We start from the raw sequence: 20777 nt of genomic DNA on the forward strand, positions 1-20777 counted from the left end.
TGACGACATGGCCCGCAGCAAGAGCAGCGCAGTCTGGCTGCGTGAACACTTCAATGACGAATATGTGAAGAAAGCCCAGGCCGAGGGCTTGCGTTCGCGTGCGGTGTACAAGCTGGAGGAACTGATCGAGCGCGATCACCTGCTGAAGCCGGGCATCAACGTGGTCGACCTCGGCGCGGCGCCGGGCAGCTGGTCGCAGCTGGTGCGCAACCGGCTGGGCGACAGCGGCAAGGTGTTCGCGCTGGACATCCTGCCGATGCAGAGCATCGCCGGCGTGGACTTCCTGGAGGGCGACTTCCGCGAGGAATCGGTGCTGCGCGAGTTGGAGTCGCGGCTGGAAGGGCTCAGGGTGGATCTTGTACTGTCCGATATGGCCCCCAATATGAGTGGTGTGGCACTGGCCGACCAGATCCGGGCCATGGATCTGGCCGAGTTGGCGCTGGATTTCAGTCGGCAGTGGCTCAAGCCGGGCGGCGCATTCCTGATCAAGTTGTTCCAGGGAGTCGGCTTCGACGATTACTTGCGCAGCTTGCGCGCGGACTTCACCCGCGTAACGATGCGTAAACCCAAGGCCTCGCGCGCACGTTCGCGTGAGGTATATGCGCTGGCGGTGGGCCGCAAACCCGCCACCGGCGTCACCGGCGAGAACCGTGCATGAATGAAACAGCGAAAAATGTGTTGCTCTGGGTGATCATCGCGGTGGTCCTGTTCACCGTGTTCCAGAGCTTCAATCCGCGTGGCGCGGCCTCGTCCGACCTGCCTTACAGCTCGTTCGTGCAGAGTGTCGACAACGGCAACGTCGCCACCGCCACGATCAGTGCCGACCAGCCGGCCACCATCAGCGGCAAGCTGAAGGACGGCAGCGCATTCCGCACGGTTGCCCCGATGCTCGGCTTCTCCACCAACGAGGTGGTCAAGCAGATGCAGGACAAGGGCGTCGAAGTCCGTCAGGATCCGTCCGAGGGCTTCTCGCTGATCGGTTTGCTGATCAGCTGGTTGCCGGTGCTGCTGATCGTGGGCGTGTTCATCTGGTTCATGCGCCAGATGCAGTCCGGCGGCGGCGGGCGCGGCGCGATGAGCTTCGGCCGTTCGCGCGCCAAGCTGCAGGGCGAGGATCAGATCAAGGTCAACTTCAGCGACGTCGCCGGTTGCGACGAGGCGAAGGAGGAGGTCGGCGAACTGGTCGAGTTCCTGCGCGATCCGGGCCGTTTTCAGAAGCTGGGCGGCAAGATTCCGCGCGGCGTGCTGATGGTCGGCCCGCCGGGCACCGGCAAGACCCTGCTGGCGAAAGCGATCGCCGGCGAGGCCAAGGTGCCGTTCTTCGCGATCTCCGGTTCCGATTTCGTCGAGATGTTCGTCGGCGTCGGCGCCAGTCGCGTGCGCGACATGTTCGAGCAGGCCAAGAAGCATGCGCCGTGCATCATCTTCATCGACGAGATCGACGCGGTCGGCCGCCACCGCGGCGCCGGCCTGGGCGGCGGTCATGACGAACGCGAGCAGACGCTGAACCAGCTGCTGGTCGAGATGGACGGCTTCGAGGGTACCGAAGGCATCATCGTGATCGCCGCGACCAACCGTCCCGACGTGCTGGATCCGGCCCTGCTGCGCCCGGGCCGCTTCGACCGCCAGGTCGTGGTGGGTCTGCCCGACGTGCGCGGTCGCGAGCAGATCCTCAAGGTGCACATGCGCAAGGTGCCGACCGCCAGCGACGTCAACGCGATGACCATTGCGCGCGGCACGCCCGGCTTCTCCGGCGCCGACCTGGCCAACCTGGTCAACGAGGCGGCGTTGTTCGCCGCGCGCGAAAACGCGCGCGAAGTGCGCATGAGCCACCTGGACAAGGCGCGCGACAAGATCCTGATGGGTACCGAGCGTCGCTCGATGGCGATGAGCGAGGACGAGAAGAAGCTCACCGCCTATCACGAGGCCGGCCACGCCATCGTCGGCCGGCTGGTGCCCGAGCACGACCCGGTCTACAAGGTCACGATCATCCCGCGGGGTCGTGCGCTGGGCGTCACCATGTACCTGCCCGAGGGCGACAAGTACAGCATCAACCGCGTGGCGATCCAGTCGCAACTGTGCTCGTTGTACGGCGGTCGGGTGGCCGAGGAGCTGATTTTCGGTGCCGACAAGGTCACCACCGGTGCGTCGAACGACATCGAGCGGGCCACCAAGATGGCGCGCAACATGGCGACCAAGTGGGGTCTGTCCGACGAGCTCGGCCCGATCACCTACGGCGAGGACGAGGACGAGGTGTTTCTGGGCCGTTCGGTGACCCAGCACAAGAGCATTTCCAACGAGACCGCGGGCAAGATCGACGAAGTGGTGCGCGGCATCCTCGACCGCGCCTATGCGCGCAGCAAGGAATTGCTGACTGCGAATCTCGACAAGCTGCATGCCATGGCCGAAGCCTTGCTGCAGTACGAGACGATCGACGCGCACCAGATCGACGACATCATGGCCGGTCGCGTACCCGGGCCGCCTGCCGACTGGACGAAGAACGCCTCGACCGGAGCCACACCACCGCCACCGCCGCCGAAGAGCGATACCGGTTCGACCGTCGGCAAGGTCGGCGACCCTGCGCCGCAGAGCCGGACCGGCCTGGAAAGTTGATCGCGGTTTGGACGGCCATACTGTCGCAACGGAAGAGGGCGGTCACTGGCCGCCCTCTTTGCGTATGCGCGGGCGACCGTGTCGCCATGCGTGCACGTGGTGTTTGCGGGAGTGTCGTGCCGCAAGCCGTATTTGTCGGGCGTGAAAAATTCGGTTGAAGAAATTTTACGAAAAGGGTTGACGCAAGCGGGCGGAGTCTGAATAATTCCGCTTCTTGCTTCACCGTCTCGATGCCCAGACATCCCGGCGGTGAGGAAAAAGGTTTTTAGTGCGCCCGTAGCTCAGTTGGATAGAGTACCTGGCTACGAACTAGGTGGTCGGGAGTTCGAATCTCTCCGGGCGCACCATTTTTATTCTGCGAGGCGGGGTGCTTGCACCCCGTTTTGTTTTCAACGGGAAACCTGCAGGATTTCCGGCGAAGACGTTGGTTCAAGAACACAAGGTGTGCTTCGATACGGATTGACTGAGCGAGGCGGCACCCGTAACATTTCAAGGCTCCGGTGGCGGCATGGCCGGTGGTTCGAAAGCGGGGTATAGCTCAGTCTGGTAGAGCGTTGCGTTTGGGACGCAAAAGTCGGGGGTTCGAATCCCTCTACCCCGACCAGCGACACGTTCTACCTGCAGTGACTGCGCCTGTAGCTCAACCGGATAGAGCATCGGCCTTCTAAGCCGACGGTTGCAGGTTCGAGTCCTGTCTGGCGCACCAGTATCAGGTCGATGGTGGATGTAGCTCAGCTGGTTAGAGTCCCGGATTGTGATTCCGGTTGTCGTGGGTTCGAATCCCATCATCCACCCCAGTTTCAAACCCAGGTTTCCTGGGCCGTTAGCTCAGTTGGTAGAGCAGTTGACTCTTAATCAATTGGTCGAAGGTTCGAATCCTTCACGGCCCACCAATCGACAAAACGCCGATCGCCTGCGATCGGCGTTTTGCTTTGCGCCGTCGGAACGAAGGCGGAGCAGGTCAGCGATGGCGTGGTTCGACGTCGCCCCAGCGCTTGTGCTGCAAGGCCGTGCAACCGTAAAATGGCCCGCTTTCGTATAAGGGAATCATCGACTTAGACGACGGGCGTGGCCGCAGGGGGCGAGGCGCTTGCCGGGTGGTTTCGGCAGGTGATAATCGCTTTAAAAATCCGGTAGTTACGTGCGTCTGTCGAGAGTGGCAAGGCGAGAGTGGCGGAATTGGTAGACGCACCAGATTTAGGTTCTGGCGGTTAACCCCGTGGGGGTTCGAGTCCCCCCTTTCGCACCATGCCCCGCTGATTTCTTTGTTTTTCGGGCGGCACGGCCGCCATGGCGCCTGTGGCAGGCCCACAACATCAGGTAGTACCAGGAGACGTCATGCAGGTTTCGGTTGAGAACATCGGCACGCTCGAGCGCAAGCTCACGGTGAAATTTCCCGCGGAGCGGTTCGAGACGCAGGTAAGCGCGCGCATTGCGGAAATGGGCCGCACGGTTCGCCTGAAGGGTTTTCGCCCGGGCAAGGTGCCGACGACGGTGATCAAGCAGCGTTTCGGCGACCAGGTCCGTGGCGAAGTGCTGTCCGACCTGATCGGCAGCACGCTGCGCGAGGCGGTGGCGCAGGAAAAGCTGCAGCCGATCGCGAACCCGGCGATCGACACCACCGGACGGCCGGAAAACGGTGAAATCGCGTATACCGCAACGTTCGAGATCATGCCGGAGTTCCCGGCGGTCGACGTGGCCGCGCTCGAGATCAACCGCCCGGTGGCGGTGGTGACCGATGCCGACATCGACAAGATGCTGGAGACCCTGCGCCAGCAGCGCCGCAGCTTCGACGAGGTGGATCGTGCCTCGGCCGAGGGCGACTTCGTGATGTTCGAGTACTCGGCCGAAGCCGGCGACTATCGCTTCCCGGCCGAGGGCCTGGAGCGTGCCGGCAGCGTGCTGGGCTCAGGCACCTTGTTCAAGGCGCTGGACGAGGCGTTGACCGGCCGCAAGGCGAGTGACAGCTTCGAGACCGAGATCGCCTTCCCGGAAGATTTCCGCAACACGCAGCTGGCCGGCAAGAGCGCCAAGGTCAGCTTCAGCATCCTCAAGGTGCAGGAGCCGAAGCTGCCCGAGGTCGACGCCGAGTTCGCCAAGTTGTTCGGCATCGCGGACGGCGATCTGGAGGCGTTCCGCAAGGAAGTCCGCGCGAACCTCGAGCGTGAGCTGAAGGCCGCGCTGATGGCGCGTCTGAAGTCCGAGGTTGCCGAGAAGCTGTCTGCCGTCCACGCCGAGCTGGATGTGCCGAAGCTGATGGTGCAGTCGGAGGCGCGCAACATGGCTACCGGCAGCGTGCCGCAGGGCCAGCAACCGCCGCCGCAGTTGATCGAGGCCGCCATGCCGATCGCGCGCCAGCGGGTGATCGCCGGCCTGCTGATGGGCGAGATCGCCCGCAAGCAGGAGATCAAGATCGATCGCAAGCGCGTGGCTGAACAGCTTGCCGCGATTGCTTCGACCTATGAAGAGCCGGAAAAGGTCATTGAACTCTACAACGGCGACCCCCAGTTGATGTCCGGGTTGCAGAATCGCGTGATGGAAGACCAGGTGGCCGAGTGGGTGGCGGAACATGCCAAGACCGCCCAGCTGGACCTGAGCTTCGACGACGTGATGCGACCAGCCAACGCCTGAGCTGTCCGCCAGGCCCATCAACCGGAGAGCTGCAAACATGGCCATGGATCCGATCCAGAACCTCAATTTGATACCGATGGTCGTCGAGCAGACGGCTCGCGGCGAGCGCTCCTACGACATCTACTCGCGCCTGTTGAAGGAGCGGGTGATCTTCCTGGTCGGCGAAGTCAACGATCAGGTTGCCAACGTGATCGTTGCGCAAATGCTGTTCCTGGAGTCGGAGAATCCGGACAAGGACATCCACTTCTACATCAACAGCCCGGGTGGCGCGGTCACCGCCGGCCTGGCGATCTACGACACCATGCAGTTCATCAAGCCGAACGTCAGCACGATGTGCATCGGGCAGGCCTGCAGCATGGGTTCGTTCCTGTTGATGGCGGGCGCCAAGGGCAAGCGTTTTGCCTTGCCGAACTCGCGGATCATGATCCACCAGCCTTCCGGCGGTGCGCAGGGCCAGGCCACCGACATCGAGATCCAGGCGCGCGAGATCCTGTATATCCGTGAGCGCTTGAACAAGTTGTATGCCGAACACACCGGCCAGTCGGTCGAGAAGATCGAGCTGGACATGGAGCGCGATCGCTTCATGAGCCCGAACGACGCGAAGGCCTACGGCCTGATCGACGAGGTGCTCGACAAGCGCGCCGGCGAGACGGTGAAATCGGCCTGATTTCCAGGTTTTACCCCAGAGTCGCGAGATGGGCTCCGTGTCTGCAGGCAGACGCGGAGCCCTGTGTTATTCTCGCGACGCATCCAGATTTACCAGCGGGATCGAGAGTATGAGCGACGACCGGCAGGGGCGTTCCAGCGACAGCGGCAAGATTCTCTATTGCTCTTTCTGCGGCAAGAGCCAGCATGAAGTGCGCAAGCTGATCGCGGGTCCGTCCGTGTTCATCTGCGACGAGTGCGTGGAGTTGTGCAACGACATCATCCGCGAGGAACTGGAAGAAAAGGCCGCCTCCGGGCGCACCCAGTTGCCGAAGCCGCGCGAGATCCGCGAATCGCTGGATCAATACGTGGTGGGCCAGACCCGCGCCAAGAAGGCGCTGGCGGTAGCGGTGTACAACCATTACAAGCGAATCGAGTCGCGCCAGAAGAGCGACGACATCGAGCTGGGCAAGTCCAACATCCTGCTAATCGGTCCGACTGGCTCGGGCAAGACGCTGCTGGCCGAAACGCTGGCGCGCCTGCTCAACGTGCCGTTCACGATCGCCGACGCCACCACGCTGACCGAGGCCGGTTACGTGGGCGAGGATGTCGAGAACATCATCCAGAAGCTCTTGCAGAAGTGCGACTACGACGTCGAGAAGGCGCAGTCGGGCATCGTCTACATCGACGAGATCGACAAGATCTCGCGCAAGAGCGAGAACCCGTCGATCACCCGCGACGTGTCCGGTGAAGGCGTGCAGCAGGCGTTGCTGAAGCTGATCGAGGGCACTCTGGCCTCGGTGCCGCCGCAGGGCGGGCGCAAGCATCCGCAGCAGGAATTCCTGCAGGTCGACACCAAGAACATCCTGTTCATCTGCGGCGGCGCGTTTGCCGGTCTGGAAAAGGTCATCCAGCAGCGTTCCGAGAACACCAGCATCGGCTTTTCCGCCGAGGTGCGCAGCAAGGAGCGCACCGAGAACCTGGGCAAGGTGCTGGCCGACGTGGAGCCCGCCGATCTGGTGCGCTTCGGCCTGATCCCGGAATTCGTCGGACGCCTGCCGGTGGTGGCCACGCTGGACGAACTGGACGAGGCGGCGCTGGTGAAGATTCTCACCGAGCCGAAGAACGCGGTCACCAAGCAGTTCAAGAAGCTGTTCGAGATGGAGGAGGTGGAACTGGAATTTCGCCCCGAGGCGCTGCAGGCGATCGCCCGCAAGGCGCTCAAGCGCAAGACCGGCGCCCGCGGCTTGCGCACCATCCTGGAACAGGTGCTGCTGGATACGATGTACGAGCTGCCCTCGCTGGAGCATGTCAGCAAGGTGGTGGTGGACGACGCCGTGATCGAAGGTCAGGCCGAGCCCTATCTGATCTATCGCGGCAACCTGCAGCAGCGGGTCGCCAGTGATGGCAGCGACGCTGCCTGACCTTTCGGTTCCATCTGCGGCGACGACGGCTCCGGTGATTTCGCCGGGGCCGTTCTGTTTTTGGCGACCCGCCTGCCTTGAGTAGGCTTCCGGTCGCCTCCACTTGACGAGTTGACAGGCCCGGCGCAGTGTCGGGACGAAACCAGATCCGAATCCGAGGGACCCCTCTTTCATGGCCAAGAACGCCCCCCTTCCTGCTGCGCTGGACGTTCTGCCGGTGTTGCCGTTGCGCGACGTGGTGGTTTATCCGCACATGGTCATCCCGTTGTTTGTCGGTCGCGACAAGTCCATGCGTGCGCTGGAGCGCGCGATGGAAGGCGAGCGGCAGATCCTGCTGATCGCGCAGAAAAGTCCGGATATCGACGACCCGGAAATTGCCGATCTGCACCAGGTCGGCACGCTGGCCGGTGTGCTGCAGCTGCTGAAATTGCCCGATGGCACGGTCAAGGTGCTGGTCGAGGGCCAGTCACGCGTGGCGGTCGAGGATTTCAAGGAAGCAGACGGCATGCTGACCGCCCGTTCGCGCGTGATTGAGCCGGTCTACAACGCGAAGGAACGTGAGCTCGACGTGGTCTCGCGCACGCTGATCTCGCTGTTCGAACAGCTGGTCAAGCAGAGCCGCAAGCTGCCGCCGGAAGTGCTGGCGAGCCTGTCCGGCATCGACGACCCGTCGCGCGTGGCCGATTCCATCGCTGCGCATTTGTCCGTGCGCATGGCCGACAAGCAGAAGGTGCTGGAGACCGCCGACGTCGGTCAGCGGCTGGAGCTGCTGATCGGCCTGGTCGACGGCGAGATGGACCTGCAGCAAGTGGAGAAGCGTATCCGCGGCCGGGTCAAGTCGCAGATGGAGAAGAGCCAGCGCGAGTACTACCTCAACGAGCAGATGAAGGCGATCCAGAAGGAGCTCGGCGACAGCGGGGATGGCCCGAACGAGGTCGAGGAACTGCAGAAGAAGATCGAGGGCTCCGGCATGCCCAAGGCCGTGCTGACCAAGGCGCGGCAGGAGTTCAGCAAGCTCAAGCAGATGTCGCCGATGTCGGCCGAGGCCACCGTGGTGCGCAACTACCTCGACTGGCTGGTCGGCGTGCCGTGGAAGAAGCGCAGCAAGGTGCGCAAGGATCTGCAGCTGGCGCAGGAAGTGCTCGACGCCGATCACTTCGGCCTGGAGAAGGTCAAGGACCGCATCCTCGAATACCTCGCCGTGCAGCAGCGCGTATCGGTGATGAAGGGGCCGATCCTGTGCCTGGTCGGTCCGCCCGGCGTGGGCAAGACCTCGCTGGGGCAGTCGATCGCTAAGGCGACCAACCGGAAATTCGTGCGCATGAGTCTCGGTGGCGTGCGCGACGAGGCCGAGATCCGCGGCCATCGGCGCACCTATATCGGCTCGATGCCCGGGCGCATCGTGCAGAACATCAACAAGGTCGGGACCAAGAACCCGCTGTTCGTGCTGGACGAGATCGACAAGATGTCGATGGACTTCCGCGGCGACCCGTCGTCGGCGCTGCTGGAGGTGCTCGATCCGGAGCAGAACCACGCGTTCAACGATCACTACCTCGAGGTCGATCTGGATCTGTCCGAGGTGATGTGGATCGCCACAGCGAATTCGCTGAACATCCCCGGTCCGCTGCTCGACCGCATGGAAGTCATCCGCATCCCCGGCTACACCGAGGACGAGAAGCTCGGCATCGCACAGAAGTACCTGCTGTCGAAGCAGCTCAAGGCGAATGGCCTGAAGCCGGAGGAGCTCAGCATCGCCGAAGACGCATTGCGTGACATCGTGCGTTACTACACGCGCGAGTCGGGCGTGCGCAACCTGGAGCGCGAGATTTCCAAGATCTGCCGCAAGGTGGTCAAGGAACTGACCCTGGGCCAGGTGAAGAAAGCCAAGGCGAAGGCGTCGCCCGCGAAGGCGGTCAAGGGCAAGGCGAAGGCCACTGCCGGCAAGGTCAAGGTGGATTCGGCCAACCTCGATCAGTACCTGGGCGTGCGCCGGTTCGATTTCGGCCGCAAGGAACTGCAGAACGAAATCGGCCTGGTTACCGGGCTGGCCTGGACGCAGGTCGGCGGCGAGCTGCTCAGCATCGAAGCCTCGGTCGTGCCGGGCAAGGGCCGCCTGGTGAATACCGGCCAGCTTGGCGACGTCATGAAGGAATCGATCCAGGCCGCGCTGTCTGTCGTGCGTGCGCGCGTCGATCAGTTGGGCATCGACCCGGACTTTCACCAGAAACTGGACATGCACATCCACGTGCCGGAAGGCGCCACGCCGAAGGACGGTCCCAGCGCAGGCATTGCCATGTGCACGGCGCTGGTCTCCGTGTTGACCAAGGTGCCGGTGCGTTCCGAAGTGGCGATGACCGGCGAGATCACCTTGCGCGGTCGTGTGCTGCCGATCGGCGGCCTCAAGGAAAAACTGCTGGCGGCGCATCGCGGCGGGATCACCACGGTGATCATCCCGGAGGACAACAAGAAGGATCTTGTCGACATGCCGACCAACATCACCTCGTCGCTGGAGATCCATCCGGTGCGCTGGATCGACGAGGTGCTGGATATCGCGCTGGAGCGCCCGCTGCAGCCGAACCCGGCCAAGGATGCGGCTCCTGCCGCGGTGGCCGGTGAGCCGACGGAAGGGCACTCGCTGACGCACTGATTCGATCGGTTCGCCTTCCTGCCGGCTTCCGTCCGGAATGCCCTGCTCCGGCAGGGCATTTTCTGTTTTTTCGCCGCCGGTCGGCGAAGTTTTCGCATAGTCTCCTGGCGTTCGTTTTGCAAGCGGTTCCGCAAGTCGCGGATCTTCCGGAAACGTTGCTGTGGCTTGTGTTGCGGATTCCGGCAAGGCACTGGTATAAAGGCGATACCGCAGTCCCGGCGTTGTACGTCAGCGCAGCGATGCGGGGTTGCGTTACGGCCCTGGCAAGAGCCAACCATCCATGCCGGTGCTGTCTCGTCTCCGGACTGGCCGCACTGACGAAATCCGAATAAGGGAGTTTTTCAATGAATAAAACCGATCTGATCAATGCCATCGCCGAGAAGGCCGAGCTGACCAAGGCCGACGCCGGTCGTGCCCTCGAAGCCTTTTTCGAGACCGTGCAGAAGTCGTTGAAGAAAGGCGAGGACGTCTCGGTGGTGGGCTTCGGTACGTTCACTGTGCGCAAGCGCGCTGCCCGTACCGGCCGTAACCCGCGTACCAACGAAGCGATCAAGATCAAGGCCTCGAAGGTGCCTGCCTTCAAGGCTGGCAAGACCCTCAAGGATGCCCTAAACTAAGCGGCTAACGCTTGGTTTCGGGTGCTTAGCTCAGCGGTAGAGCGTCGCCCTTACAAGGCGGTGGTCGTAGGTTCGATCCCTACAGCACCCACCAGAAAAATGCGGAGTGGTAGTTCAGTCGGTTAGAATGCTGGCCTGTCACGCCGGAGGTCGCGGGTTCGAGTCCCGTCCACTCCGCCACAGTTCGCAAGGGCGCCCGTGTGGCGCCCTTGTCATTTAAGCGGTGCGTGTCCGTGCAACATGTCGAGCGGACGGACGCGCGCCAGCACGGCGGTTTGTGCCATCCGCGCGCCACGCGCTTTCACCATCTTGCGGGAAGATTTCAATGCTGCAGGCAATGCGTAACAAGATGCACGGATGGCCGTCCATCATCCTTCTTGGCGTTTGCGTTTTCGCAATGTCGCTGTTCGGCATGGAGAGTTACTTCATGTCGCACGACGATGCCTTCGTGGCGAAGGTCGGCAAGCACGAAATCGACCAGCGCGCCTTCCAGGATCGAGTGAACCAGTTGCGGCAGCAGGCAGCCGAACAACAGGGCGAGCACTTCGATTCCAGCGTTTTCGAGAAGAACGAGACGAAGCTGCGCATCCTGGACGGGATGATCGACGAGCAGTTGCTGCTGCAGGCCAATGCGGACTGGGGCCTGCGGGTGTCGGACCTGGCGATGCGCGACTACATTTCGGCGATCCCTGCCTTCCAGGTCAACGGCCAGTTCGACGGAACCAGCTACCGCGCGTGGCTCACCAGCCAGTACAAGACGCCGGAGATGTTCGAGAACGAGATCCGCTCGTCATTGGCCATCCAGCTGCTGCCCTCGGCGATCAACGACAGCACCATCGCCAGCGACGCCCAGCTCGACCGTTTCCTGAAGCTGCTGAGCCAGCGCCGCGACCTGCGCTACTTCCAGTTGCCACGTCCCACGCTGGACAACAACACGGTCAGCGATGCCGAAATCGAAACCTGGTACAAGTCGCACCAGGCCGACTACATGAACCCCGAGAAGGTTTCGGTGAAATACGTTGAGGTCGTCGGCGCCGATCTGCCGCTGGCTGCCGAGCCGAGCGATGACGAGCTGAGGAAGCGCTACGCGAGCGAGAAGCAGCGCTTCGTGCAGCCGGAGCAGCGGCTCGTTTCGCATATCCTGATCAACGTGCCGGCCAACGCCACGCCGGAACAGCAGAAGGCGGCCCTGGCCAAGGCCGAGAAGATCGCGGCGGAAGCCAACCCTGCCGACTTCGCCAAACTGGCCGAACAGGACTCGCAGGACCTGGGCTCGCGTCGCCTCGGCGGCGAGCTGGGCTGGCTGGAAAAAGGCGTGACCAACGAGGCCTTCGATTCGGCCCTGTTTGCGATGCAGAAGGGCCAGATCTCCAAGCCGGTGCTGTCGTCCGATGGTTACCACATCATCTGGCTGCGTGATATCCGCAGTGGCGAATCCAAGCCGTTCGAGGAAGTGCGCGACCAGCTGGTCAAGGAGGCGACGACGGCCGAGCGCGATCGCACGTACAACGAAGTCGCGGGCAAGATGTCCGACAGCACTTATCAGAATCCGACTTCGCTGGAGCCGGCCTCGGTTGCATTGAAGCTGCCGATCAAGACGACGCCACTGTTTTCGCGCGAAGGCGGCGAAGGCATGGCCGCGAATCCCAAGCTGGTCGCCGCGGCGTTCAGTGACGACGTGCTGGTTCAGGGCAACAATTCCGGCCTGATCGACCTGGGCAACAACCACTCGGTGGTGATCCATGTCGACCAGCATGTGCCGGCGGTTGCCAAGCCGCTCGCGGAAGTTCGGGCCGACGTGCAGCAGAAGATCCTCGACGAGCGCGCCGCTGCCGTCGAGAAGAAGCAGGCCGACGAGGCACTGGCGCGCCTGCACAAGGGCGAGGCGATGGAAGATGTGGCGAAGTCGCTGGGTGCCAGCGTCACCACCGTGAACGAGGCGATCCGGCAGGCGCAGATGCCGGCGGCGCTGCTGACCCAGGCGTTCCTGCTGCCGCATCCGGCGGCGGACAAGCCGCAGTTCGCCGCCGTGGACATGCTGGATGGCACCTATGCGCTGCTGGCCGTGGACAAGGTGCAGGACGGCGACTTGTCCAAGGTGTTGCCGGAACAGCGTGAATCGCTGCGCCAGCAGATGGCTCAGGCCTATGGCTACGAAGCGACACGCGAGTTGATCGACCAGCTCAAGGCGAAGGCCGAGATCAAGATCAACGAGCAGCGACTGTAAGCGCACAGGCTGACTCGTGCAGTCGATGTCGCGGTGAAGCGGGGCGGCCAGTGGCCGCCCCGCTTCGTCTGTGGCAGATGAGTCTCTCAGGTGCCGGTCATACCGGGATGTCGTGGCCGGCATCGGCATGGGCGGTTCCGCCGGCGATATTTGCGGCAAGGTCGGAACACGGGAAGCATTGCGATGCCGGTAAGCGGCCGGAGGCTTGATTGGGCCGGCCGGTGGGTTTCTTTGGGGTGAAGGCGAACGCCAGGTAGCGAACGCCCGGCACCGGCGTAGATCAGGGCATTCCTAGTTCGGTGCGCTCACCATCAGCGCCTGGCCGGGCTTCAGCGTATGGCCGTCCAAACGGTTCCAGCGCTGCAACTGGTTGACGTTGACCGAGTAATTGCGGGCGATCTGCCACAGGCTTTCGCCGCGCTTCACGATGTGGGTCTTTCGCGCCACCTTCTCGTCCGGCGCCAGGCCGGCTGTTGCGTTGGTGTCCACGCCGTCGAGGAAGCCGTCGCCGTGGGTGTTGCTGGCGTGTGCCAGCAGGGCATCGCGGAACTGGCGGGCATGCCCGGCGGGCAGGATCAGGTACGAGGCGGCGTTGGCGTCGATCATGTTGCTGCGAAACGCCGGGTTGAGGTGTTTCAGTGCCTCGATCGACATGCCGGCATGGTCGGCCGCCCGTGCGATCGGCATCGAATGAGGTATCTCGGTCTGCACCAGGTGTTGCTCGCTCGGCAGCGTGGGCAGGCTGACATTGAAGCGCTCCGGCTCGCGCACCACGCAGGCTATCGCCAGCAGCTTGGTCAGATGCTCGCGGGTCACCTTGCGCACCGGCCAGTGGGGAATGGCCGGCTGCTCCGCCGGCTTGCCGTGCGTCCGGATGATCCTGCGTATCGCGAACTCGCCGGCGTTGTAGGCGTAGTCGGCCACCCGCCAGTCGTGGAACTGGTCGTGATACTGCTCGAGCAGTTTCATCACGGCATGGGTGGCAGCGGGACCATCGAGACGGCCGTCGTAGTGACCGTCGACGCGCAACCCCATGGCGCCGGCAGTTACCGGCATGATCTGCCACATGCCGGCCGGCCGCTGTTTGCGGGCAGGCACCGGCCGGAAATGGCTTTCCACCCAGGGCAGCAGCACGAATTCGCCTGCAACGTCGTAGCGGTCGGCCACCTGTTGCACATAGACCAGGTGCGGCAATACGGCCTGCAGTTGGCTTTCGAACTGCTGTGGGTGGCGTGTATAGCGCTTGGCCCAGGCCAGCACCGCAGGGTCGGCGTCACAACCCGGCATGGCAAAGCTGCTGCGCAGCCGATCCCAGACGTCGGTTCCTGGCGATGGCGCGGGTGGTTCGCTGGTCGGCGGAGCGGTCTCGGGCGTAGCCGTTGTTGCCGGCGTGGTTTCACCGCTCGGTCGCTGCGCTATCTGTGGGGGCACCCCGGCACAAGCAGCCAGCGCGAGCGACAAGAGCAACGGCAGGAGTCGAATGTGCTGCCTCATCCGCGGAACCCGTCCTTGGCGCTGCGCACGGCGGCGAAGCGGGCGGCCCGGTCGATGCCGCTGCCCTGCTGCCGGCACCATGCGACGACGGCATCGGTGTCGGTCCGCAGGAACGGGTTGGTCGCCAGCTCGCGGGCGAGCGGTACCGGCAAGGTGGGCTGGAGGCGTTCGCGCAGTGCGGCGACTTCCTGCAACCGCTGCTGCAGTTCGGGATTGGCCGGCTCGATGGTGTGCGCAAAACGCCCGTTCGCTTCGGTGTACTCATGCCCACCGCAAACCAGGGTTTCCCCCGGCAACTGCGACAGACGATCCAGCGAGGCGAGCATCTGCGCCGGCGTGCCTTCGAACAGGCGACCGCAGCCCAGGCTGAACAAGGTGTCGCCGCACAACAGCAGACCGGCCCCAACGTAGGCGACATGGCTGAGCGTATGGCCCGGGATCGCAATCACCTCGAAGCGCACGGCCGGTGCGGCCAGTTCGACCCGGTCACCGTCGCGCACGCGCTCGGTGGCCTCGCCGATGCGTTCGTCGATGGGCGCGTAGACCGGCACGTCGTGGCGTGCGCGCAGGGCCGCTACGCCACCGATGTGATCGTGGTGGTGATGGGTCAGCAGGATCGCGCACAGCCGCAGCCGGCGCGCGGCCAGCGCCTGTTCGACGACTGCGGCGTCACCCGGGTCGACCACGATGGCGTTGCCGTCGTCGTCATGCAGCAGCCAGATGTAGTTGTCGGCCAGCGCCGGTAACGGTATGAGGTGCAAGATGGGCTCCGCTGCGTTTGAGGAACATCCGGCGGACCGGGTGTTTTACCTGTGGAACGACAGACGCAGCCATCCGGGGCGCGCATGAGGCGGTCGACTATAAATTGACGTTGCTGCCGGCTCGTTAGTAGAACGTTAACCAGTCGGGGGACTGTTCAGCAGCGTGCGGCAGTTCCGACTCGCCTGCGACCTGCTGCCGGATGTCGTCAGCCGTTACACTCTGGGCACAGATGAAAGACCGGACCGGTTGCATGCCACAACGCGATGACGACATCTACGCCAGTGCGCCGCTGCGCCGCTTGCTGGATGAACAGACGCGCGCGCTGAAGCCGGAACTGCAACGCTGTTTCGGCACCCATGCGCTGCTGTTGGGCGCGTCCCTCGACGATGCGCCACCGGCATTGCCGATGCTTGGCTGCTGGACCACGTTGCACCTGGAGAACGGTCGCTACCGGGGCGACCTGCAGGCCGCGGCGGATGAACCACTGCCATTCATCGACGACGCGTTTGAGTTGGTGTTGCTGCGGCATGCACTGGAAGTGGCGCCGCTACCGGCGACCCTGCTCGACGAAGCCATCCGCGTGCTCGCACCCGGTGGCGTGCTTGCGTTGACCGGCGTGCACCCGTTCGGCGGTTGGTCGCCGTGGTTCTACTGGCGTGCGCGCGGCAAGTCGCCGGCACTGCAGATGCCGTGGCGGCTCCGGCGTCGACTCGAGCTGGCCGGACTGGTGATCGAGCAGGTGCAGCGGGTAGGCAGTGCGTGGCCCGGTCTGACTGCGACGAGGCGAACCCTTGTCGGTGCCTTCGGTGGCGGCTACCTGCTGGTTGCACGCAAGCGCCGGCACTTGGCCACACCGCTGCGGCTCAGGCCGGCGCCGGTGCACGTGCCGGCAAACGGTCGACTGTCGCCGGGTACCCGGCGCAGTTCGGCCTTGTGATTTTCGATGGAATACGTGAGCAACGATGAGCGAAGTGGATGCATTTACCGACGGGGCCTGCCTGGGCAACCCGGGTCCGGGCGGCTGGGCCGCCCTGCTGCGGGCAAAGGGCAGCGAACGCATGGTGGCTGGCGGTGAGCCGGCTACCACCAACAACCGGATGGAGCTGATGGCGGCGATCGGTGCACTGGAGGCGTTGAAGCGGCCGTGCCAGGTGACTCTCACCACCGACTCGCGCTACGTGATGCAGGGCATCGAACAATGGGTGCCGAAATGGCGTGCGAACGGTTGGCGCACCGCGGACAAGAAGCCAGTCAAGAACCAGGACCTGTGGCAGCGCCTGTCCGATGCGGTCAGCGCCCATCAGGTGCGCTGGAAGTGGGTGAAGGGCCACAACGGCCACATTGAAAACGAGCGGGTCGACCAGGCTGCGCGCGAACAGGCCGAGCTGATGAAGGGCAGGGCATGAGGCAGATCGTTCTCGATACCGAAACCACCGGCCTGGAAGTGCGTCAGGGGCATCGATTGGTGGAAATCGCCTGCGTCGAGTTGGTCGAGCGCCGGCTTACCGGCCGGCACTACCAGACCTATCTGAATCCGGATCGGGCGATCGACGAGGGCGCCCGGCTGGTCACCGGCATCGAGGACGAGTTCCTGCTCGACAAGCCGCATTTTGCCGAGGTGGTGGATGAGTTCCTGGCCTTCATCGACGGCGCTGAACTGGTCATCCACAACGCCAGTTTCGACATCGGCTTCCTCGATGCCGAACTGGCCCGACTGGGCGACGACGCGGGCCGGATCGGCGACCGTTGCAGCGTGCTGGATACCCTGGCGATGGCGCGCGAGCGCTACCCCGGCCAGCGCAACAGCCTCGACGCCCTGTGCAAACGGCTGGGCGTGGACAACTCGCGACGCGGCTTGCATGGCGGTTTGATCGACGCCCAACTGCTGGCCGACGTTTATCTGGCGATGACCTCGGGGCAGGTGGCGTTCGACCTCGGCTTCGAGGGATCTGCCGAAAAGCGCGATGTGGTGGTGACGGCGCCGGTGGTATTGCATGCGCGGCCACGTGTGCTGCGTGCCTCGGCGGACGAGCTGTCGCAGCATGAGCAACGGCTGGACACGTTGGATAAGAGCAGTGGGGATGGGGAGAGCGTGTGGCGGCGGTTGGGGTGAGCTTTGGTAGTGCGGTGCGCAGCGTCCACGGGGTGCGGGTGGGATTGTTCGGCTCATCCTTGGGCCGAACCCCTCCGCGCTTTGCGCTGCGGGGCCAGCCTGCGGCTGTCCAAATTCGCTCCTGGCGAATTTGTCGAACCGGTGGGTTCTCACCCAGCCGTCACCACCAGAAAAGCAAAACGCCCCACACGGGGGCGTTTTGCTTTTCTGGCGGAGAGGGTGGGATTCGAACCCACGGTACGCTTACACGTACGCCTGATTTCGAGTCAGGTACATTCGACCACTCTGCCACCTCTCCGGTGTGCTGCATGGTGGCGCATGCGAGCCGGGAATCATACGCGAGCGAACTTGCCGTGACAACAACAGGGTCTTCCGGCATGCTGCAGTGGCTCGCATCAACTGAAAACCCATGATCGAATTCGGACACGGAACGCATGTCGGCCTGCGCCGCACGCGCAATGAGGACACTTATTACGCCGATGCCTCGCTCGGCCTGTTTCTGGTGGCCGACGGCATGGGCGGGCACCAGCATGGCGAGGTGGCGTCGGCACTGGTGCGGGATGCCGTGGTCGATCTGGTCGGCCGGGGGCGCAGCCTGATCGAGGCGGTGCACGGTGCTGCCAAGCGGTTGCTTGCGCACACCCGACACAGCTTCGACGTGTTGCCGATGGGCACCACCATCGCCGTGCTGCGGATCATCGGCGACGGTTACGAGGTCGCCTGGGTGGGCGACAGCCGGATCTACCTGTGGAAGAAGGAGCTGCGGCAGATCAGCCACGACCACTCGCTGGTGCAGGCGCTGGTCGAGGCCGGCCAGCTCGACCCGGCGCAGGCCGCCCAGCATCCGCAGCGCAACGTGCTGACCCAGGCGCTGGGCGTGACCGCCATCGAGCAACTGCACATCGGCATGGCGCGTGGCCAACTGGAATCGGGTATGGGCTTCCTGCTGTGCAGCGACGGCCTGACCGAAGGCGTCAGCGACGCCTCGATCGCGCGCACGATGGCGCGCACCGACCTGGCTGCCCAGGAGTGCGTGGATCAGCTGCTGCTGAGCGCCCTCGACAGTGGCGGCGACGACAACATCACGGTGCTGATCGTGCGCTCCTGCTGAATCCGATCGGCGGGTTTGCGCCTCTGCGAAAAACAAGGGCCGCTTTCGCGGCCCTTGTGCTTCATCCGTATGGCAAGTCGCTCAGAACCGGTAAGTACCCGTGAAGCTGAGCACGTCGCCGTGGTCCTTGAACTTGCCGTCCATGGTGCCGTAACCCAGGGCCGGCTGGTTGGTCAGCTTGACCCGTGCGTCGCTGACGAACTGGTGCTGGTAGCCGAAGTCGATTGCCAGATGGTCGGTGGCCTGGTAGCCCACGCCCATGCCCAGCAGGCGACGGGAGCCGTCGGGGATGCGCGGGTCGCGGCTGATGATGTTGGACGGGGTTTCGTCGTAGCCGACACCGGCGCGCAGGGTCCACTGCGAGTTCAGCTTGTAGTCGCCGCCGATCGAGTAGACCCAGGCGTCTTTGTAGCCCTGGGGCAGGCTGACCAGGGTCTCGCCATTCGAGGTCAGGGTGAGTTTCTTGAAGTCGGACCAGTCGGTCCATTTCACGCTGGCGGCGAGGCTGAAGCGGTCATTGAACGCGTGCAGCCAGTCCAGGTTGGCGAAGGCCGGCATGTTGAACACGGCGCTGGCCTTGTCGCCATCCGGGTTGAGCGCGGGGAGGCCCGCGTTCGGGAAGGCTATCGGGGCCAGGGCGATAAGGTCTTTGCTGGCCTGGCTGCCGTACATCGCGTAGTTACCGCTCAGCGTCTGCTTGATCTTCGAGTGGTAGCTGAAGCCGATGCTGTCCTGCGCGGTCGGCTTGAACTCGAAACCGGCGAAGTAGCCGAACGCGAACTTCTTCTTCACGTCCACGTTGAGCTGCACGTCGCCACTCTGCGGCGCACCCAGGATCGGAGCGCCGATCAGGCCGGCGGCCGAGCCGTACGGGTCAAGCATGGTGTTCAGCTGCGCCTTGGTGCGCTGGCCGAGGATGCCTACGCCGATCGAGAACTGGTCGTTGACCTTGAAACCGGCCGAGAAGCTCATCGCGATCGACTGCACGCTGGTCTTGGTGCCGAAGTAGCGACCCTGCCACGTCGGGTTGTATTCGCTGACGAGGCCGTAGGGGACGGTGACGCTGGCACCCAGCACAAGGTGGTCGTTGACCGGTGCGGCGAACGCCATGTTCGGGAACGGAATGAACTTGCCGAAACCGTCCGGGTTGTTGCCGGTGGTCGGGTTGCCCTGCTGGTCGCGGAACTCGCCCTCGAACTTGGCGCTCGGGCGAATGGCCGTACCGGTCAGCTGGAGCACCGGGCCGTCGAAGAAGGCCATCGCGGCCGGGTTGTTGTAGACGGCGGTGGGATCGTTGGCGAACAGCGAGCCGCCCGCGTTGGCACGCGCCCAGCCGGCCGCGTTGTCGGTGGGGAGCTTGAACGAGCCGGCTTCGGCGCTCAGCGGCAGGGTCAGTGCGGCGGCAACCGCCAGGGCGAGGCTGGCCTGGGTGCCAAGACGGGTAAAGCGGTGCAAGGTTTGACGGTTCACGAGGGTTCTCCTGTAACGGCAGCCTGGGGACAAAGTACGCCCGCAGATAGGTGGGTTCTTGGTTTTGTAATGGAACGTCGGGGGTAGCAGGTGGCAAGGGTGGGACGGTGGTGCATGCTCAGGAGACCGGGCTCCCTTCCCGGATCCAATGCTGGGCGGCCGGCGTGTCGTGGCGTCCATGGTCCGGTTCGGAAGTCGGCTCGATGCTGGCGTTGGCGGTGCTGTCGTCCAGTTGCAGCACCTGCTCGATCACCTTGATCTGTTCCGGGCTGCCGAACGGTGCGGTGAGGATGGGAGAGATCAGCGAGATCAGCCGCGCCAGCAACTCGGCATCGTTGATGGTCTCGCCCTTGCTGATGCTGGCGGTCAGCTGCTGCATGTCTTCGCCGGCCAGCATGCCGGAAAGGGCCTTCAGCGCGAAATGCAGGCGCAAGCCGAGTTCACTGCGCGGCAGTGCCGGCAAGGCGCGCGCGAACGCCTCGAAGAAGCGCCCGGAAATCGACCGGTAATGTTCCTGCAGGTAGCCGCGGATGAACGGCGAGGGGTCGCTGTAGACCCGTCCGAGCAGGCGCATGAAGGCCGGGCCCGACGTGCCGCCGTGGCTGAGCCGGAACGCCGGCACAAACAGCATGGCCAGCACGACGGCGGCATCCAGTTCTTCGGGACGTTGTTGCTCGCAGGCGCTGAGCAGTTGCAGCCGTTCGCGGTTGAGCCGGTCCAGGCGCAGCGACAGCAACTCCTGCACCAGCGCTTCCTTGCTGCCGAAGTGATAGTTCACCGCCGCCAGGTTCGCGCCCGCCCGCGCCGTGATATGTCGCAACGACATCGCTTCGTAGCCGCTCTCGATGAACAGCCACTCGGTGGCTTCGAGCAGCCGCTTGCGGGTATCGCTGTGATTGGTGCGTTGCGTTGGACTCAAAAATACGTCCCCATGGCGTACGTCGAAAGTGGCGCATGACAGATGCTTCAAATAATAGATTGAAACACGTGTATGAACGCTACTGGCGACCACGGGAACGGGCA

Annotated in this window: 16 protein-coding genes and 9 tRNA genes; 20 read left to right on the forward strand and 5 right to left on the reverse strand. The window is 63.9% G+C overall.

Features of this window, described 5'->3' with window-relative positions; all coding sequences use genetic code 11:
- Positions 1-7: 7 nt before the first annotated feature.
- From rlmE to ASG75_RS02495, 16 genes are all read left to right on the forward strand, one after another.
- Positions 8-658 carry a 23S rRNA (uridine(2552)-2'-O)-methyltransferase RlmE gene (rlmE, locus tag ASG75_RS02420; RefSeq protein ID WP_056385382.1) on the forward strand — a complete coding sequence of 217 codons (651 nt, stop codon included), beginning with the start codon at positions 8-10 and terminating at the stop codon, positions 656-658.
- Positions 655-2613 (forward strand): ATP-dependent zinc metalloprotease FtsH, encoded by a 1959-nt coding sequence (gene ftsH, locus ASG75_RS02425; protein ID WP_200935576.1) that lies wholly within the window; start codon positions 655-657, stop codon positions 2611-2613. The genes rlmE and ftsH overlap by 4 nt, the downstream gene beginning before the upstream one ends.
- 270 nt (positions 2614-2883) lie before the next feature.
- Positions 2884-2960: transfer RNA gene (locus tag ASG75_RS02430), tRNA-Arg, on the forward strand.
- Positions 2961-3140: 180 nt separating this feature from the next.
- Positions 3141-3217 (forward strand) — tRNA-Pro (locus ASG75_RS02435).
- 25 nt (positions 3218-3242) lie between these two features.
- Positions 3243-3319 (forward strand) — tRNA-Arg (locus ASG75_RS02440).
- Between the two features lie 14 nt (positions 3320-3333).
- Positions 3334-3410, forward strand: a tRNA-His gene (locus ASG75_RS02445).
- A 20-nt stretch (positions 3411-3430) separates the two neighbouring features.
- A tRNA-Lys gene (locus tag ASG75_RS02450) sits at positions 3431-3506 on the forward strand.
- 271 nt (positions 3507-3777) lie between these two features.
- Positions 3778-3862: transfer RNA gene (locus ASG75_RS02455), tRNA-Leu, on the forward strand.
- An 89-nt stretch (positions 3863-3951) separates the two neighbouring features.
- The gene (gene tig, locus ASG75_RS02460; RefSeq protein WP_056385384.1) at positions 3952-5244 is read left to right on the forward strand and encodes a trigger factor; all 1293 of its coding nucleotides are present in this window, start codon (positions 3952-3954) and stop codon (positions 5242-5244) included.
- Positions 5245-5281: 37 nt separating this feature from the next.
- Positions 5282-5911 (forward strand): ATP-dependent Clp endopeptidase proteolytic subunit ClpP, encoded by a 630-nt coding sequence (gene clpP / locus ASG75_RS02465; protein ID WP_056385387.1) that lies wholly within the window; start codon positions 5282-5284, stop codon positions 5909-5911.
- A 109-nt stretch (positions 5912-6020) separates the two neighbouring features.
- Positions 6021-7313 (forward strand): ATP-dependent Clp protease ATP-binding subunit ClpX, encoded by a 1293-nt coding sequence (gene clpX, locus ASG75_RS02470; RefSeq protein WP_056385389.1) that lies wholly within the window; start codon positions 6021-6023, stop codon positions 7311-7313.
- A 172-nt stretch (positions 7314-7485) separates the two neighbouring features.
- Positions 7486-9960: an endopeptidase La gene (gene lon / locus ASG75_RS02475; protein WP_056385390.1), complete on the forward strand. Its 2475-nt coding sequence runs from the start codon at positions 7486-7488 to the stop codon at positions 9958-9960.
- A gap of 344 nt (positions 9961-10304) precedes the next feature.
- Complete coding sequence (locus tag ASG75_RS02480) at positions 10305-10577, forward strand: HU family DNA-binding protein (RefSeq protein WP_007511239.1); 273 nt, start codon at positions 10305-10307, stop codon at positions 10575-10577.
- A gap of 19 nt (positions 10578-10596) precedes the next feature.
- A tRNA-Val gene (locus ASG75_RS02485) sits at positions 10597-10671 on the forward strand.
- Positions 10672-10680: 9 nt separating this feature from the next.
- Positions 10681-10757 (forward strand) — tRNA-Asp (locus tag ASG75_RS02490).
- Positions 10758-10902: 145 nt separating this feature from the next.
- Entirely contained in the window at positions 10903-12804 is a 1902-nt protein-coding gene (locus ASG75_RS02495) for a SurA N-terminal domain-containing protein (protein WP_056385392.1), read from the forward strand.
- A gap of 291 nt (positions 12805-13095) precedes the next feature.
- On the opposite strand, the gene ASG75_RS02500 is transcribed toward ASG75_RS02495, so the two are convergent.
- Both ASG75_RS02500 and gloB read right to left on the reverse strand, forming a co-directional pair.
- Positions 13096-14091, reverse strand: a complete 996-nt coding sequence (locus tag ASG75_RS02500) for a transglycosylase SLT domain-containing protein (protein ID WP_056385394.1) — start codon at positions 14089-14091, stop codon at positions 13096-13098.
- Between the two features lie 203 nt (positions 14092-14294).
- A complete protein-coding gene (gene gloB / locus ASG75_RS02505) occupies positions 14295-15059 on the reverse strand; it encodes a hydroxyacylglutathione hydrolase (protein WP_056385396.1) in 765 nt (254 codons plus the stop codon).
- A gap of 251 nt (positions 15060-15310) precedes the next feature.
- On the opposite strand from gloB, the gene ASG75_RS02510 reads away from it, so the two are divergent.
- Genes ASG75_RS02510 through dnaQ form a run of 3 tightly spaced genes read left to right on the forward strand, consistent with a single transcriptional unit; the run spans position 15311 to position 17173 of the window.
- Positions 15311-15997, forward strand: a complete 687-nt coding sequence (locus ASG75_RS02510) for a methyltransferase domain-containing protein (RefSeq protein ID WP_200935577.1) — start codon at positions 15311-15313, stop codon at positions 15995-15997.
- Positions 15998-16022: 25 nt separating this feature from the next.
- On the forward strand, positions 16023-16466 hold the full coding sequence (rnhA, locus tag ASG75_RS02515) for a ribonuclease HI (protein ID WP_056385401.1): 444 nt from the start codon (positions 16023-16025) through the stop codon (positions 16464-16466).
- Positions 16463-17173, forward strand: a complete 711-nt coding sequence (gene dnaQ, locus ASG75_RS02520) for a DNA polymerase III subunit epsilon (RefSeq protein ID WP_056385404.1) — start codon at positions 16463-16465, stop codon at positions 17171-17173. Before rnhA ends, dnaQ begins: the two co-directional genes overlap by 4 nt.
- A gap of 208 nt (positions 17174-17381) precedes the next feature.
- Here dnaQ and ASG75_RS02525 read toward each other — a convergent pair.
- Positions 17382-17471 (reverse strand) — tRNA-Ser (locus ASG75_RS02525).
- Between the two features lie 111 nt (positions 17472-17582).
- Here ASG75_RS02525 and ASG75_RS02530 point away from each other — a divergent pair.
- Positions 17583-18284, forward strand: a complete 702-nt coding sequence (locus tag ASG75_RS02530; RefSeq protein WP_056385406.1) for a protein phosphatase 2C domain-containing protein — start codon at positions 17583-17585, stop codon at positions 18282-18284.
- Positions 18285-18365: 81 nt separating this feature from the next.
- Here the strand turns inward: ASG75_RS02530 and ASG75_RS02535 are convergent, their stop codons facing one another.
- Positions 18366-19754, reverse strand: a complete 1389-nt coding sequence (locus tag ASG75_RS02535) for an outer membrane protein transport protein (protein ID WP_056385408.1) — start codon at positions 19752-19754, stop codon at positions 18366-18368.
- Between the two features lie 118 nt (positions 19755-19872).
- Positions 19873-20673, reverse strand: coding sequence for a TetR/AcrR family transcriptional regulator (locus ASG75_RS02540; protein WP_056385410.1), 801 nt, complete (start codon positions 20671-20673; stop codon positions 19873-19875).
- Between the last annotated feature and the right edge of the window lie 104 nt (positions 20674-20777).

This window comes from Rhodanobacter sp. Soil772 (assembly GCF_001428385.1).
Taxonomy (GTDB): domain Bacteria; phylum Pseudomonadota; class Gammaproteobacteria; order Xanthomonadales; family Rhodanobacteraceae; genus Rhodanobacter.

Bases quoted from the DNA above. Each gene is read 5' to 3' on its own strand.
- rlmE (WP_056385382.1), top strand. From the start codon at position 8: ATGGCCCGCAGCAAGAGCAGCGCAGTCTGGCTGCGTGAACACTTCAAT.
- ftsH (WP_200935576.1), top strand. From the start codon at position 655: ATGAATGAAACAGCGAAAAATGTGTTGCTCTGGGTGATCATCGCGGTG.
- tig (WP_056385384.1), top strand. From the start codon at position 3,952: ATGCAGGTTTCGGTTGAGAACATCGGCACGCTCGAGCGCAAGCTCACG.
- clpP (WP_056385387.1), top strand. From the start codon at position 5,282: ATGGCCATGGATCCGATCCAGAACCTCAATTTGATACCGATGGTCGTC.
- clpX (WP_056385389.1), top strand. From the start codon at position 6,021: ATGAGCGACGACCGGCAGGGGCGTTCCAGCGACAGCGGCAAGATTCTC.
- lon (WP_056385390.1), top strand. From the start codon at position 7,486: ATGGCCAAGAACGCCCCCCTTCCTGCTGCGCTGGACGTTCTGCCGGTG.
- ASG75_RS02480 (WP_007511239.1), top strand. From the start codon at position 10,305: ATGAATAAAACCGATCTGATCAATGCCATCGCCGAGAAGGCCGAGCTG.
- ASG75_RS02495 (WP_056385392.1), top strand. From the start codon at position 10,903: ATGCTGCAGGCAATGCGTAACAAGATGCACGGATGGCCGTCCATCATC.
- ASG75_RS02500 (WP_056385394.1), bottom strand. From the start codon at position 14,091: ATGCCGGGTTGTGACGCCGACCCTGCGGTGCTGGCCTGGGCCAAGCGC.
- ASG75_RS02510 (WP_200935577.1), top strand. From the start codon at position 15,311: ATGCCACAACGCGATGACGACATCTACGCCAGTGCGCCGCTGCGCCGC.
- rnhA (WP_056385401.1), top strand. From the start codon at position 16,023: ATGAGCGAAGTGGATGCATTTACCGACGGGGCCTGCCTGGGCAACCCG.
- dnaQ (WP_056385404.1), top strand. From the start codon at position 16,463: ATGAGGCAGATCGTTCTCGATACCGAAACCACCGGCCTGGAAGTGCGT.
- ASG75_RS02530 (WP_056385406.1), top strand. From the start codon at position 17,583: ATGATCGAATTCGGACACGGAACGCATGTCGGCCTGCGCCGCACGCGC.